10 protein-coding genes are annotated in these 14134 nt (G+C 46.9%); 4 read left to right on the forward strand and 6 right to left on the reverse strand.

The features are described 5' to 3' along the window. Together NJR55_RS02255 and NJR55_RS02260 are read right to left on the reverse strand one after the other, a co-directional pair. Complete coding sequence (locus tag NJR55_RS02255) at positions 1 to 765, reverse strand: NPP1 family protein (RefSeq protein ID WP_253617454.1); 765 nt, start codon at positions 763 to 765, stop codon at positions 1 to 3. A gap of 115 nt (positions 766 to 880) precedes the next feature. Beyond that, positions 881 to 1675 (reverse strand): NPP1 family protein, encoded by a 795-nt coding sequence (locus NJR55_RS02260; RefSeq protein WP_253617455.1) that lies wholly within the window; start codon positions 1673 to 1675, stop codon positions 881 to 883. A 166-nt stretch (positions 1676 to 1841) separates the two neighbouring features. Between NJR55_RS02260 and NJR55_RS02265 the strand changes: the two genes are divergently transcribed. From NJR55_RS02265 to NJR55_RS02275, 3 genes are read left to right on the forward strand one after another with little or no spacing between them, the layout of a single operon-like run. Beyond that, positions 1842 to 2354 carry an RNA polymerase sigma factor gene (locus tag NJR55_RS02265; RefSeq protein ID WP_253617457.1) on the forward strand — a complete coding sequence of 171 codons (513 nt, stop codon included), beginning with the start codon at positions 1842 to 1844 and terminating at the stop codon, positions 2352 to 2354. Beyond that, complete coding sequence (locus NJR55_RS02270) at positions 2347 to 3336, forward strand: FecR family protein (protein ID WP_253617458.1); 990 nt, start codon at positions 2347 to 2349, stop codon at positions 3334 to 3336. Before NJR55_RS02265 ends, NJR55_RS02270 begins: the two co-directional genes overlap by 8 nt. A gap of 19 nt (positions 3337 to 3355) precedes the next feature. Beyond that, a complete protein-coding gene (locus NJR55_RS02275; protein ID WP_253617461.1) occupies positions 3356 to 6226 on the forward strand; it encodes a TonB-dependent receptor in 2871 nt (956 codons plus the stop codon). A gap of 58 nt (positions 6227 to 6284) precedes the next feature. On the opposite strand, the gene NJR55_RS02280 is transcribed toward NJR55_RS02275, so the two are convergent. Next, on the reverse strand, positions 6285 to 9050 hold the full coding sequence (locus tag NJR55_RS02280) for a TonB-dependent receptor (protein WP_253617464.1): 2766 nt from the start codon (positions 9048 to 9050) through the stop codon (positions 6285 to 6287). A gap of 281 nt (positions 9051 to 9331) precedes the next feature. Here NJR55_RS02280 and NJR55_RS02285 point away from each other — a divergent pair, with 281 nt between their 5' ends. Next, complete coding sequence (locus tag NJR55_RS02285) at positions 9332 to 10558, forward strand: permease (protein WP_253617466.1); 1227 nt, start codon at positions 9332 to 9334, stop codon at positions 10556 to 10558. Here the strand turns inward: NJR55_RS02285 and NJR55_RS02290 are convergent. The 3 genes from NJR55_RS02290 to NJR55_RS02300 are packed head-to-tail and all read right to left on the reverse strand — an operon-like array spanning position 10555 to position 14109. Beyond that, entirely contained in the window at positions 10555 to 10914 is a 360-nt protein-coding gene (locus tag NJR55_RS02290; RefSeq protein ID WP_253617468.1) for a MerC domain-containing protein, read from the reverse strand. The genes NJR55_RS02285 and NJR55_RS02290 overlap by 4 nt on opposite strands. 17 nt (positions 10915 to 10931) lie before the next feature. Continuing rightward, entirely contained in the window at positions 10932 to 12077 is a 1146-nt protein-coding gene (locus NJR55_RS02295) for an acetyltransferase domain-containing protein (RefSeq protein ID WP_253617469.1), read from the reverse strand. After that, on the reverse strand, positions 12067 to 14109 hold the full coding sequence (locus NJR55_RS02300; protein WP_253617470.1) for a TonB-dependent siderophore receptor: 2043 nt from the start codon (positions 14107 to 14109) through the stop codon (positions 12067 to 12069). The genes NJR55_RS02295 and NJR55_RS02300 overlap by 11 nt, the downstream gene beginning before the upstream one ends. Positions 14110 to 14134: the final 25 nt, after the last annotated feature.

The following is a 14134-nucleotide window of genomic DNA, read 5'->3' on the forward strand; positions in this document are numbered from 1 at the left end:
TTAAAATGACGGATACCCGTTTGGCTTTCCTTCGTTTAAATTGTTCAAGAAGTTCCCGTCGGATACCGGTACGTTTGCTGAGCCATAGTTATAGGTATTAAAGTACTGACGTAGCTGCGAGTTACTAACGCCATCACCATACATTTCAAACCAGCTAATAATTGGCGGTGTAACAAATTGACCGTATTCATTTTCTGCGGGTTCGTTCGCTTTCGCAAACCGCAATACATGCGTCGTTATCCCATCTTTATGATAAACAAATTTTGCTTTCCCTCCCACGGCCGGAACTTGCTGATACGCTGCTGTAAAGATATCGCCATGAGAGCTATAGCTCACGTGAGTAGCAACGCCATCTTTTGTATAAACAATTGCAAATTCCCAATCGTGGCGGTGCCCGCTTTCGATAAGATTAAAGAGCTGATCTTTCTGGAAATACAAAGAATAGATGTGGCCACAGAAGCTGCCTTCTGTCGTACTTTTACATGTATAGCGGTGGACTGTATTTGAGGTTTCCAGAAAGTTCGCGTCTCTGCAATCTCCAGCCAAATCGCCTGAGGGTTTTAGTCCTCCATTTTTCTCTCCAGTCCGGCTGATGCCGGCGCTGGGCAAGCAACCATCAGTATCAAAATCAAATACAGGTGCAATTGATTCTGCATCGACAGATTTTGGAAGTGCTGGATCTAAGGCTAAAAAAGTATCGGCGTTAGCGATATTAGCTACTGTTATCGTACTCAATGCTAAGCAAATTCCGGTTAAATATTTCATGATCATCTCCTCATTTTAGCGCTCCCAAATGGCGCTATTGTTATAGAGACGTTCTCGAAATAAATGGGGACACCCTTAGGCTTTAAATCATAATAAATTCATCAGGATGAAATATTTAATCTGCATCTTTGTTTAAGTAAAACTCCGGATAACTCTCCGGTTTTCCCTTATTCAGATTCCTGACAAAGTTATCATCAGATACAGGCACGTTTCCTGCCTTAAAATCATGATTATTAAAGGCGTAACGCATTTCCTCGTTGCTGAGGTTTTCGCCGCGCATTTCAAACCAGCTAACGACAGCCGGAGTGACAAAACGGTTGTAAGGATTTTGCGCTTTTTCTCCTGGTTCAGCAAAGGAAAAGGCATGGGTTTTGTTACCGTCTTTGCGGTAAACGACTTTAACCTGCTTGCCCTGGGTTTCTATTTCGTTAATGGGGGCCGTAATAACTTTTCCGTGGGCGCTGTAACCGGCATGGGTTATATTCCCGTCTTTTGTATAAATAACGGCAAACTCCCAGTCGTGTGCATGGCCACTTCTCTCACCACTAATGGACTGGTCTTTAGTAAAGTACAGTGAATAGATATGACCGCAATAACGCGACTCGTCGGCATCGGTTGTCTTGTTCATACACAGCGTGCGGTGCAGAGTATTTGACTGCTTCAGGAATTGTTTATTACGACAATTCTCCCCCAGCCCGCCAACCGGCTCAATTCCGGGGTTCATCTGGCCATAACGGTCAACGCCGACATCAGGCAGGCAGCCATTATTATGAAAGTCGAACACCGGAGCTATTTCCAGAACAGCCTGGGAAGCGGCCGGGAATATGGGTCTGTATTCTTGCTGTGCCTGCACATTGAAGGTTGTGGAACAGGCTATGAGACCTAAGGCTATGGATAGTTTTTTTAACACGCTTAATTCCTGACTTTGATAACCAAACATTGCTAATAAAGAGTGTTATTTTCCGCAAGAGGGGACATTAAAATGGCTTTAGTAAAAGCGTAACAATTACCCGTTATGATGCGATGAACAAAAACTAAACGGAAACATAGCAAAGCATCGTCTTTGTTTATTAAACATGAAAGTGTTGCCTTCTCGTACGTTACAAAAACATCGCTATTTAGAGCTAATACCCAGTTTGCGCTCTTTTGTCGCAAGCCGTGTCTCTAAGCCCGATGTTATTGACGATGTTGTTCAGGAAACATTAGCCCGGACCTATAAAAGTGCGGACTTCAGTACAATGATTAAGCCACTTGCTTATCTTATTACGGTGGCTAACTCGGTATTGGCTGACTACTGGCGGCACGATAAAAATGAGTGTGGCGAATTACCTGAACAAGTTACGGAGCCTTATCAGTGCCTTGAAGCGCAATATATTGTTCAGGAAAAGCTGGTGGCGATATCCGGCGTGCTTGACTCTATGCCGCCGTTGCGACGAAAAGTGTTTATGCTAAGACGCTTTAAAGGCTTAACGCGCAGTGAAATAGCCTCTCAGCTGGATTTGAACGAAGAAGCCGTTAAAAAGCATATTACCCGCGCTATGCTTGATATTACGCTGGCATCGGAACAGCAAGGATGGCTGGATGACTGAGCACCATAGATTACTGCAGGCCGCAGACTGGCTCGATCGCCAGGAAGAACTCTCTCCCCAAGAGCGCAAGGAGTTTACTCTGTGGATGCGCGATAAGGACAACCGCAACGCTTATAAGCGAGTCAGTGGCGCTATGCAGGCTCCGGAAGTGGACTTTGCGATAGAACAGCAACAAAGCGAACCCAAAAATGCAGCCAATGACGACTTCTCGGCAGATACCCAATCGAAGAACGCTTTCTGGGGTCTGTGGGCGGTTGCGGCCAGTGTGGCTTGTTTTGTTTTGGTATTCCAACTGACCAAAACTCCACACCAGCCAATATCGCCGGAGCCTCAAGTTGCTCAGTCCGCTGGTTTTGTAAAAAATCAGCAACTTTCGGCTAATGTGGCGCAGCCACAGTCCGAGGTATTAGCCGACGGCACGCTTATTTATTTAAACGCAGACAGTCAGTTGGAAGTGATACCTGAACAAAATCAACGCTCCGTTGTACTGACTCGTGGCCAGGCTTATTTTGACGTTGCTCACAATAAGCAGGCGCCTTTTATTGTTAAGGTTGGGGAGGCTGAGGTTAAAGTGCTCGGTACGTCTTTTGATATTGAGCAATTACCGACGACCACAACAATTACTGTGTATTCCGGTAATGTTCAGGTAACTCAGGGCGCTCAGTACAGTTTACGGCGCGGGCAGCAGTTAAAACTGGATAGTTCTGGCCAGGGCGTGGTTACGGATGTGCGCACTGAGTCGCTCCCGGACTGGCGAACCGGCTGGCTTGAGGCCAACGCCATACCGCTTTCTCAGGTTGTGGCAAAGCTGCAACGCTATTCAGAACGGCCTATAAAGTTTGAATCCGAATCGGTTGCTGACCTTCTTATTGAAGGGCGCTTCCCTCTCAATAAGCCTGAACAAGCCATACAGCTTATTAGCGACGCTTATCAATTAAAGGTCGATAAACAGCCCGACGTACTTTATATGCGCCCTATGTAACTTTTCGTTGAACCTTTTTATGCGCTACGGCAAACCAAACGGTATAAAGAACAACAAGCTTTATACCGGTATTTTTCTTTTGCTTAGCCTGTTTTCATCAGGCGGGATTATCGCGGACGAAAAAGCGCGTTTTATTCAACTACCGGCGCAGGCGCTAGCGGAACAGTTGGCAGAAATTTCTAAAATTTTTGATTGTTCTTTTATTGCGCCAAGTGATCATTTAACGGCAAAAAAAGGCTCTGAGTTAAAAGGTCGCTACACCCTGCAACAAGCTCTTGATGAGCTGTTTTTAAATAATAATTTGACCGCTTATGTAACCGACAATGGTTTCGTTGTTCGTGTTGATGACGCCAACAAGCAACAAGCTGCTCTGGATGATATTGACGAAATTACCACAACCGGCTCTTACGAAGCGGCCAGCCAGTCATTGCAGTACAAACAAAACAGCAAACACATTAGTGATGTTATTGCGGGTCAGGATTTATCCAGCTACCCCGATGTGACTGTGGCTGAGTCGTTACAAAGGGTTCCGGGCATTACCATTACCCGGGCGCTGGGCGAAGGGCGTCAGGTGAGTTTGAGAGGCGTATACCCCGATTTCACTCTGGTGACCTTAAATGGCATGCCGGCGCTTTCTAATAATGACTTACCCATGGACAGTCGTTTGCAGAAAGAGCAGAACCGATCCTTTGATTTCAATATTTTCTCGCCCAAACTATTTGAAAGTGTTCAGGTACGTAAAAGCTACTCGTCCGAACAAACCTCAGGCGGGCTGGCCGGAACTATTGCGCTGCAAACCGATAAACCGTTCAAAAAACCGGGGGCAAGGTTTGAGTTAGACGCGGGGCTTGGGCGTAATCAGTTTCGTGACAACCCGGATAAGCGTCTGTCAGCTGTTCTCTCAAATACCTGGAATAACTGGGGCGCGCTGCTTTCGGTTAACTGGGGTGAAAGAAATGTGCAGGAGCAAGGCGCCAATACTTTTCGCTGGCGCCCTTTATCTCCCAATGCTGACTTAAGTGGCATTGATGAAGATCTTGCGGATAAATGGCGTTCTGGTGACATTGTTATGCCCCGCGGCAACCGTTATTCCGTATGGCAAATAGACCAAACCCGCTTTGGCGGGAACCTTGCGCTGCAATATCAACGAGAAGGTCTTGAGCTAAGCTTTGACTGGGTTTCAGCAACGCTTGAGGGCACCCGGCGGGAGAACCACCTTTATCCACGAGGTTCGGCAATGACGCCGATAATAGAAGGTATCACCAAAGTTACGACGGCAGAGATTAATGCCCGGAATGAGTTGGTTTATGCGCGTTATGAGAACGCCTCTATTGCCGCTGAAAGCCGTCAGCAACAGGTTAAAACCGACTATAATCAATGGATAACCCGTGGTCTTTTTGAGTTAAACCGGGTGCTGGATATTGGCTGGCAGCTGGGGCTTCAGCAGTCTGACTACAGTATTCCTTTTAGTGCAAAAGTCTTTACCCGCCAGCAAGGCGATGTAAGCATTGATTACCGAAAGGACAGGTACTTTGCCCACATCAATTACGCCAGTGACTTAACCCAACCGGAGCAATGGTTCTTCGATGAACTGGACCTTGAGCTGTACGACTCTTTCACTCAGCAAAAACAATTGAAATTCTTTTCTGAATATTCTCCCAATGCCGGGGCGAGTTATCAACTGGGTATTGAAGTGAATCAACAAGAGAGTCAGCGCATTTGGTCAACGCAGAATGATGTTCTGTCCGGGTATTTTAAAAACAGCGATGTGGTGTTGGAAAACGCGCTGAGTTACCGGTTCAGCCGTCACTCAAAAATACCCTGGACAGAGCTGGATGTTCCCGCGGTTCTTAACCATTTTTCAGTTAACGGAACGGAGCTAAGCAGTAACGCACCCCCTATTGAAACAACCCGGAACCTTATTCAGGAAACCAATTGGGAAGCTTTTTTTCAAACTGACTGGCTTTGGAAAAACTGGCAGTTGCTGGCTGGCGCCCGGGTGGTTGAAAGTCGTACCGACATTAATAGCAACGAGCCCATACTGCAACAAAAGTTGAGCTCCTCGAACGTGCTGCCAGCAATTAATGCCACCTATTTTTATTCGGACAGCTGGCAGCTAAGGGCGTCGCTAAGTCGAAGTATTGCCCGCCCTTTGTTCTCCGACTTAACGCCGCGATTAATTCAGCAAGGAACGTCTCAAACTTTAGTCAAAGCGAGTGATGAGTTATCTCCTTATGTCAGCAGTAATTTTGACCTGTCGGCAGCTTATTACGGCGATAACGCTCTGTTTTTCAGTGCAGCCTGGTTCTATAAAGACCTTGATGATTATATTGCCAGTGAGCGTCTTAATGCCGGCACCGATCAACCGGCTTTGAATATTATTGAGAGGAAGAACAGCGAATCGGCCTGGCTTAGCGGACTTGAAGCTCAGTTGCAGTGGCGCTGGTCTTTCTTGCCTGCGCCTTTTAATAACCTGGGTGTTAATTTACAGGGAACCTTGAATAAGGGCGAGGTGGCTTTTTATGATGAAAACACAGGCAATAAGCTGTTTAAAAAAGACTTTCCCTATTTGTCAGAGCACACTGCAGCTGTGGCGCTTTATTATGAGGACGCGAACTTTCTCGCGCGTATTTCAGCTACCCACAGGGACGACTACATTGCTCGCGTAGACAGTCAGACACTGTCAGATGAAGATGAGACGGGGTTTCATGCGTCTACCTATGTGGATGCGAGTGTGAGCTGGGCTTTTAATTCTTCCTGGGAGCTGGGTCTGGAATTCAGCAACCTTACCAATGAGCGCGAAGAGCAGTACAGCAATAGCACTCATCGCGCCTACAACTCAACCTCTTACGGAAGAAATGTCTTTCTCGGAATAACCTACCGGCACTAATTAAAAAGGCCTCCGGTTCAATACAGGAGGCCTTTGTCGTTTTTATAACAATGCGTTCTTAGAAGCTGTAATTAACCCCAACGTAGTAAGTACGCCCACTAACGGTGGTGTTGTATAAGCGGTCATCTGAGTCAGAATATTGTTCTTCGCGTTCGTTGCTTAAGTTTACCCCTTCAAAGGTCAGTTTGAGGTTTTCACTTAAGTTAACAAATGCAGAAAAGTCCCAGTAAGTGGTACCGTGAAAACCGGACTCGTCCTGATCGTTGCTCGCAACTTCCACTCCCTGCAGGTAATCACTTCTGTAGGACGCCGATACGCGGGCACCCCAGTTCTCTGTTTCGAAATACAGCGTGGCGTTAGCCGTTTTATCCGACAAGCCAAGGAACGGGCGGTAAACCGGAACCATTTCACCGTCAACCAATATGTTATGTAGTGAATCACCGTCTGCAATTGTATAGTTGACGACGGTTCCGAAGTTATTAAATGGCGCAGGTAAGAAGTCGAAGTCACGTTGTAAGGCAAACTCCCAGCCGGAGAAGTCACTGTCTTCAAGGTTTTGTGGTTGCGAGAAGCTATACAGTGTTTCCGGTGTTTGAGCATTACCCTGCTCATCTACCTCTCCCTCAATCCATTCCAGCGGATAGCCGGTTTCTCCGTAAGGCGTTTCGACCACTTTATTGCTAATGAAGTTATCAATATTTTTGCGGAAATATGAAACCGAAGCGTAGCCTACCTGATCAAAGTAATATTCGGCAGAAACCTCATAGTTAGTAGACTCAAAGGGCTCTAAAGCCGGGTTTCCCGCACCAATACTTAAACCACTTGAGCCGGCTAACGGGTCAGTATTGACCGTACCGGAAACGGACAGGCTGGCCAGTGTAGGGCGCGTTACGTTTTTGCCGGCGCTGGCGCGAAGAACAACCTTCTCTGCGACATCCCAGGCTAAATTAACCGCCGGAAGTATGCCGTCATAGGCGCTATCTAAAGTGACATAATTCTCGCCGTTAACAACGCCCGATGATGCGATTTCCGTATCGTAATAGCGTGCACCGGCGTTACCCCTCAGGTAGGTGTTACCCAACGGAATTTCGAAATCGTATTGCAGGTAGGCGGCGAAGGTCTCTTCTTCAACTTTGTTTGGTCGCTGCGGCTGAGACAGGTTTCGGTCAACGTTAAACTGGCGCAGTACGCCATCAACATCAACACTTAACCAGGACTGGCGCTCGTGGCTGGTATTCGTATAAGTTAAATCTGGGTCAATAATGTCCGATAACTCGCCGCTCTGCCATTCATCTTGCAGTAAGTTATTCTGGTTAACATTATTGTTTTCGTGAGAATATTTTTTGTAAGAGACACCCGAATTTAACGTACCGTACTGGCCAATAATAAAACTCGTGTTTAGCTCAGCAATATCAAAGCTGTTTTCAACTTCGGTTTCCGATAAATCGATTTCGTGGAAGCGAAACTCATCGATATTCGTTGGGTCATAGTCGTTGTAAAAACGGTTTGTTGCATAGAACTTATCCTTGCGGTAATCAATTTCCATGTCGGCGAAGGACTCAAGATAAACCTTTGCGCTACCTGAATTAAAGTCACTTGCCATGGTGCCCAGCTTAAGGTCAACTCCAAAGGCATCACTTAACTGCCAGTCCATAGTCAGAACCGCCTGATAGATGTCGGTTTCAGCGTATTGGTCGCGGCTTTCCGTGTGCAGCGAAGTGTCCTGCCACTTAGAGTAAATCACTTCATTGTTCGCGTTGTATTCAATGTCTGTTAATTTCGAGCATTTAGCGCGAGCACCACCGTTATAATCAGGCCCTGTACAGCCTAATGCGGTTAAGCTGGCGCCCCGGCTTTGCAGATGAAATTCTCCCCGGTCATTATCGAGTTTTCCGTATAACCCATCAAAACCGACATTAAAGCTGTCAGACGGACGATATTGTAAAGCCAGTGTAGTACCAAGACGGGTTTGGTCGCTGTTGAACTGGGTATAGCGACTGCCGCGGGAGAAACGTAATTCACCGCTGTTAACTTTCGCTTGCTGCTCCGGCGTTAATGCGGAAATATCTGAACCATTTGCGTCCAGCGGGCGCCAGCGATAGGTGTTATAGCCTTGCTCGACGGTATCTCTGTTGCTATAGGCAAAGGAAACCAGTGCGCCGAAATCGCCCCAGGTGTTTGACAGCAAGCCGGCAAAGCGGGGACTGGTGTCATCAGCCAATGAGTTTTTGCCCGCCTGCAGGTTAACCGCTCCTTTGAAACCATCATAGTCAAAAGGCTTGGCTGTACGTAAATTGACTGTGCCACCAATGCCGCCTTCATCCATATTGGCAGAATAAGATTTTTTAACGTCAATTTGATTAAAAAGCTCGGAAGCAAAAATATTAAAATCGAATGAGCGCGAAGAATTTACGCCACCGCGGCTGTCCATAGGTGATGACGAAGTGCCTAAAGCTTCCATGCCGTTAAGCTGAACCTGGGTAAAGTCGGCGTTAAGACCTCGCAAGGAAATTTGGCGTCCCTCGCCGGCCTCGCGAGTAATGGTAATGCCGGGAATACGTTGTAACGATTCAGCTAAGTTTAAGTCAGGAAAATCGGCAATATCTTCGGCTAGGATCGTATCCTGCGAGCCAACCGATTCACGCTTAATGTCTTTGGCTTTAATAAGGCTACCACGGTAGCCCTCGACCTGAATGCGTTCGATATCCGCGTTGTTAGCATCACTTGCGCCCTGCTCTTGAGCTAAAGTTTGCGCTGATACAGACGTCAGAGCAGCAGCCAGAGCAATGGCCAGCTTAGCTTTAGGAAATACAGCTTTCGACATAAAAAACTCCATGAGTAACGACCTTAATAAAAAGAATGAACACAGTTAGTTGTGTAAATAGTTTTCAGAACTACCCGTAATGACATGGATTGCTAACGAAAGGGGACACGCAAAAACGGCGGAAAGCCAAGGTTTAAAGAAAACGTCACGAGACTGTCACGAAACAAGGCGTTTTGATCAATTTTGGACAGGCTTAACGTAAGCTACTATTTTGAATGTAGTCATATTTTTATTTTAGTAGCCTGAATTCTAAAATAATTTAACCAGATCAAGGAGCCAGCATGGAGAACTTCTTATCACTATGGGGCGAGTCGGCCTACACCAGCCTGGGGTTTTTCTGGATGGCGTTATGGGCGTTTGTATTAGGTTATTTGATCAGTAGCTTAATCCAAGTGCTTATTACTAAACGTCGAATGCGCAAGGCTATGGGGGGCAATGACTTGAAGTCGGTGTCGCTTGGCACATTCTTTGGTTTTATTTCCAGTTCCTGCAGTTTTGCTGCGTTATCAACCACACGAGCTTTGTTTAACAAAGGCGCGGCGTTCAGTGCATCGATGGCGTTTATGCTGGCCTCGACTAACCTGGTTATTGAACTGGGTTTTGTTATTTCCATTTTTCTTGGCTGGCAATTTGTGGTTGGTGAATACGTTGGCGGGTTGTTGCTGATTTTATTCGTCTGGCTCTTTATTACGCTAACCAACCCTAAAAACCTAATTAAAAATGCGCGAAAAGAAGACGAAGAGGACGACGAACATCATCACGAAAGTACGTTGTCGGATTTACTCAACATAGACACCTGGCGTCAGGTCGGCCAAAAGTACGTAATGGAATGGCAGATGGTCTGGAAAGATGTACTTATTGGTTTTACGGTCGCTGGCGTTATTTCCGCCTTTGTACCTAGTGCGTTTTTTGAATGGTTATTTATTGGTGTGGGTACAGAGGGTGACCCTGGGTTTTGGTCGCTACTACAACAAGCCGTAGTGGGCCCTGTGGCTGCATTTTTCACTTTTATTGGCTCTATGGGCAACATTCCATTGGCTGCTGTTTTGTTTGGTGAAGGAGTCGCTTTTGCCGGTGTTATGGCGTTTATTTTCTCCGACTTAATTGTACTGCCGGTGGTGAAAATTAATGCGCGTTATTATGGCTGGAAAATGGCATTGTATATAACCTCTATGCTATTTATCTGCTTGGTTGCCGCGTCGTTAGCCATGCACTATGGCTTACTGGCGTTTGATTTACTGCCGGATGCGTCGCAGTGGTCATCACCGGCCGAACAGCAGCATTTCAAGCTGGACTACGGTTTTGTTCTGAACCTAATTTTCTTACTGCTGAGCGTGGTTATGGTTGTGCTTTGGCGGCAGAAGCAAAAAGAACACGAACATCACCATCATCATGACCACGGAGGCGGTTCGTCTTTAGGTGACAAGGTTATGAATGGACTGTGTGGTATCAGTGTTCTTTGGCTGCTAGGCGGAATGGGCTTTTATCTTACAAGTAGCGCCGGTTAGCTCTGACCGGCGCAATGCTCGAGTTTTAAGTGAAAAAAGTGACCACTAATTAAAGTCAGCGAGCCAATAACGGTGAGTAAGATTTCAACTGTGCCATGAAAAAACTGGGCAATAACTACTGCTAAACAACCAAGCGGTAGTAGTACCCGACTGAGCTTAGCTTGCGGGTTTCTCCAGGCATAATATCCCTGAAATATCGCCATTGTTAACACCGGCAGCAATAGTAACCGGTGAAACAAAGGCGTTTCCAGAGTGCTTACTAACGAGTTGGTTCCCAGAAAAATAAGCAGTATTGGCGTTGCCAGACAATGGACAAAACACAGGCCAGAGAAAAACATACCGAGGCGGTCACTCATTCCTTTCTCCTTAACCATCATAAATATTTCACCCAGGCTTTATTGCTGCGACGTTTGTATCGGTTAAACATCTGCGTGGGTTTGTACAGTAAAGCGGCCAGCACAATGGTGGTTAGCCACACCCAATAAATGTTAGGCAGGCTCATAAAGCCTTCCTCCGGCGCCCCTAAAATTGCGGTAGCCAGAGTATAAAGCAGCAATAAAACGTAAAGGTGGACTATGTAGAAAAACATGGGTGCGCCACCGAAAGCGGTTAAAACCTCAGTCCATTTTCCCTGTAAGCGCTCCATTAGGTACAACATGGCGAACATGCCAGCAAAGGTTATTTGCAGAAAATTCAGCGATGGCGGGTACTTGGTCACATTGAATATAGCCCGCACGGTGGCGGCTAAACTCTCTTGCTGAGACCAGACTTGTGTCTCGCCGTAGATATTAAAACCACGCAGTAGCAGAAAACCGGTGAGACAAAACGCTGTTAGCCCTAACAACCAATAGGCTCTGCGCTCAGACGAGAAGGATTTGGAATACAAAGGTCCGGCTGCGTAACCCAGCAAAATAACGCCTATCCACGGCAGTAACGGGTAGCTGGCTCGTATTGATAACGCGTCGGACTGCAGAATATAGCCGCGGTCATGAAGAAGTGTCCAGGCTGTATAACCCCACTCACCCGGGTTCAGCTGGATAAAGTTCAGCGCGTTATGCCCTGCGACAATAAGCAGGCCCAGCACCAACAGAAGCCGGTATGGTAAATTGACGCAGGCCCCCAGAATGAGCATGCACAGACCAATAACCCATATTACCTGCAGGTACAGTGTTTGGTGGGTTCCAAACCATAAAAAGTTGATGACCGTAAATTCTAATATCACCAGGAACAGTCCGCGCTTCCATAAAAACTCACGGGTGACACTGGGGGAACCGTCATGTTTTTGCTGATACAACCAGGCTGAAAGGCCGGTCAGAAACACGAATATTGGTGCACAAAAATGTGCCGCAAAACGGCTCCAGAATAAACCAGGCTCCGTAGTTTCCAGTATCATAGGGTCTGCAACCGGATGGTTATAAAAGAACCGTTCCCGTGCGTGGTCCAGCAACATTAATATAATGATCAGGCCACGCAATGCATCAATACTGTTAATTCTTTGCGTGATAGTTTTAGAATTCATAAGTCAGGCTCACTGAAAACTGTCTTGGGGCTCCTGGTGTTGTCCAAAGTGCTGAATAGGCGTTCGACATGTAATACTCGTCAAAAAGATTATCAACGTTTATCTGTAATTCGGTGTTGTCGGTTAACCGGTGTGTATAGAACAAATCGAAAACCTGATAACTGGGCAGACGATACGACTGATCGACCGTAGCGCCTAAACGGTCATCCACATAGCGAGCGGTAAGCCCTATATCCGCATTAATTTGCCAGTGTCTGAGGTCGTGTTTAACCATGGCGTTAAAGGTGTTTTTAGGGATATTTACCAGGTCACTGCCGGCAGGAACATTCACGCCCCAGTCGTAAACGGTAATGTCATTTTTCGTCTTACTATCGATATAGCTATAGGCAACCCGTAAGTCTGTGTAACTGCCCAGCGACATGCCCCCTTCTATTTCAAACCCGCTACTGGTTGCAGCGCCCAGCGTGGCCGGATAGCCAGGGTGAGCCGGGTCATCCGTAAGAATATTGGTTTTAGTGGCATCGAAAACAGCAGCATTTAAACGAAAACCATTGGCGGAATATTTCATCCCCAGTTCTACCGAGTCGCTCTCCTCCGGGTCAAAACCCTGACCTTCGAAGTCGGTGCCGCTAATAGGAACAAAGCCTTCTGAATAACTGGCGTACAAGGTTAGGTTATCAGTTGGCAGGTAGCTCAGTGCGACGCGCGGGCTAACCCGGCTTTCATCCTGTTCAGATTCCGTACCTGACACCAGCTCCAGGGTTTCTTGTGTGTACTGATCCAGTCTTAATCCCAGTAGTAGGTGCCACTGGTCATTAAGCTCAAGCTGATCCTGCACGTACAAACCGAAGCCTTTTTGATTCTCGTCGTTAATGTATTGGGTCTGAAGTTCGGGTTTAGCTGCACCATATTGAGGGTTAAAAATATCCAGCTCGTAAGTACCGGGTTCCGGACGAGCACGAGCCAGTAAGGTGTATAAGTCATAACGGTATGCGTCGGCTCCCATTAATAAGTGATGGGTCATGCCGAATAATTCCGCGTTACCGCTTAATTCCAGCCTTAATGATAGATCATCGGAATCGTAGTCACGACGGCGGTGCTGACGGGTCAGAGTGCGGCCGTCTTCAAACAGTTTCTGGCGCGAGCCAGACAGCTCGGCATCCGACGAGTAGCCGTCTAACTTTGTACTTCTGGCATTAATACCACCGGTTAAAAACCAGTCGTTTTGCAGGTAATGCTCAAAGGTTAGCTGGTGGCCTTGTGAACTGATTTTAGTCGGGTCATCGCTTGGTTCGCCCAGAAAGCGGTCTCTTGGAACGGTTCTAATGTTGTTATCTAAAACTACGATGCCGCGGTCAAAGAGCTGCTCCTGCTGCATGAATTCAAAGGCATAAAGTATGGAAGTGTCTTTGTCCAGTTGCCAACGCAGCGACGGGTTAATGACTTTTTTCTTGCTGCTGACATGATCCCGGAAACTGTCGTCGTCCTGTATTGCGCCGTTTATCCGCATGGAGACGCTATCGCTAAGACCGCTGGTGTAGTCACCTTCAAGACGATAACGGTCGTCGCTGCCAAAGGAGGTCTTTAAGTAACCTTCCGGCGCGTATTGTGGTTTACGGGTAACCACATTAATTACCCCTCCCGGGTCCGAGCGACCATACAAAGCAGAGCCTGGGCCTTTCAGTACTTCTACGTACTCAATATTAGAAACGTCCCGATGCCCGCCGAAACCGCGACCACTGGAGAAACCATTAACTAAGTAGCCGGTCGGTACGTTTTCGTTACCCGGGAATCCGCGCATAGAGTAGCTGTCCCATAAGTTACCGCCGTCGTTTTGCAAAGCAATTGACGGAGAAAACAACAAAACATCGCGAAAACGGGAGATATTAATATCATCTACCAGGCTGCGGTCCAGCGTAGTAATTGCCTGAGGAATTTCAGAAACAGGAACATCTCCGCGATACGCCTGACGATAATTGACTTCAACGTGTTCGAAAGACTCCTGTTCTTGCGCGAACGAGCCCGTACTCATTATAGAGAGTAAACTTAGGGTAATT

Origin of the sequence: Idiomarina rhizosphaerae (assembly GCF_024159085.1) — a bacterium.
GTDB classification, from domain to species: Bacteria; Pseudomonadota; Gammaproteobacteria; order Enterobacterales; family Alteromonadaceae; genus Idiomarina; species Idiomarina rhizosphaerae.